The organism is Acinetobacter sp. YH16052 (genome assembly GCF_013417155.1).
Taxonomy (GTDB): domain Bacteria; phylum Pseudomonadota; class Gammaproteobacteria; order Pseudomonadales; family Moraxellaceae; genus Acinetobacter.
The window spans coordinates 1-1,300 of sequence record NZ_VPEO01000166.1 but is presented as its reverse complement, the minus strand read 5'-3'; the positions used below and the strand labels follow the sequence as shown (position 1 = coordinate 1,300).

Here is a 1,300-nt window from a genome sequence, read left to right as displayed (position 1 = left end):
GGTTTTTTTTTGCCTGTTTCTTGAGAAACGCGGAAGCGTGCATTCCTGATAAAAATTACAGAACGAGTGTCTACGAGTGAACTGACGCAATAAGCTACGAAAACGCTTTTTTCCCTGATTACAGCTCCCCTTTGCCGCAGATCGGTAAAAATTAGCGAATGCGCCACGAAAACAAATAAACGCTGCACAATTTAAAAAAAATAATCGGGCTTTGCTGCGTGTGGCGTTCCGTGAACGCACATCACCAGTAAAAGCCCGATTTTATATTTTGGTACTTTGCGCACCGTATAATTTCACTTAGAACAGCTTGCCCTTGGTATATTGACGAAAACTCATGTAATGCTTGCTGTGTAAGGCTTTCAAAGCACCTCAAGTTCTAGCAGATCAGATAACAAATATAATTCTTGTTCATCTAAAGCAATTCTGTTTTCACCACTTAAAGACAATAAAACTTCTGTAACCTTTCCTTGTTCTTCAAAGAAATGGCCGTTCTCTGTATGTACGAATTTTACTGTTTTGCCTAAAAGCTCTATGACTTGTTCCATCTTAAACACCTTTTTTTTTAAGTTTTTGACTTAGTGATTAGTATCATTATGGTGAGAGTTGAGCAGATAGAAGGGAATACTCACCCTAAAGCACCTATAAAGGCACTTTAGGAGTATTTCCCTCTGGAGCATCACTACGGAGCCGAGCGTCGCTTCAATCGGAGTGCATCACGGTATAACGCTGCACCTGTCTTAATTACGGCTTATATCACCGCCTGAACGCATTTAAGACCGCCTGTGGGCTTTGTTTGATCATCGCAAGGGCATAACACCCAATATACTCACGATCACCCTTAGACTACTCATTCTGCTGTGTGCTTTGTTCAGATCCCCCAGTAGCACACTGAAAGTCACCGCTTAAATGCTGTCGTCACTAATCCTTCCACCCATTTAAACGAACGGAATTAATCACTGGAGAAGTTTTAACAACGAAAGGGATTTATTTTAAATCTTGTGTGGTTATAATCGCTTTACCGCACGGGGATTTTATCCTGATTATTATGTCAGACGGTAATCTACATAATCTTTCGTTATTAATTACGTCAATAATTAATAACCGTGCTTAGAATATATTTGATATATTGTTTTTATGCAAACCAAGAAAGCATATCCAGCCTGTCATTAGACAGGTTTTTTTTTGCCTGTTTCTTGAGAAACGCGGAAGCGTGCATTCCTGATAAAAATTACAGAACGAGTGTCTACGAGTGAACTGACGCAATAAGCTACGAAAACGCTTTTTTCCCTGATTACAGCTC

General features: G+C 39.8%; 1 protein-coding gene. It reads right to left on the bottom strand.

Annotated features, from left to right (window positions below):
• Positions 1 to 359: 359 nt before the first annotated feature.
• Positions 360 to 545 (bottom strand): hypothetical protein, encoded by a 186-nt coding sequence (locus tag FTV42_RS16985; protein WP_179995844.1) that lies wholly within the window; start codon positions 543 to 545, stop codon positions 360 to 362.
• Positions 546 to 1,300: the final 755 nt, after the last annotated feature.

Excerpts from the sequence above, each read along its gene's own strand:
- FTV42_RS16985 (WP_179995844.1), bottom strand. The coding sequence starts at position 545 with ATGGAACAAGTCATAGAGCTTTTAGGCAAAACAGTAAAATTCGTACAT.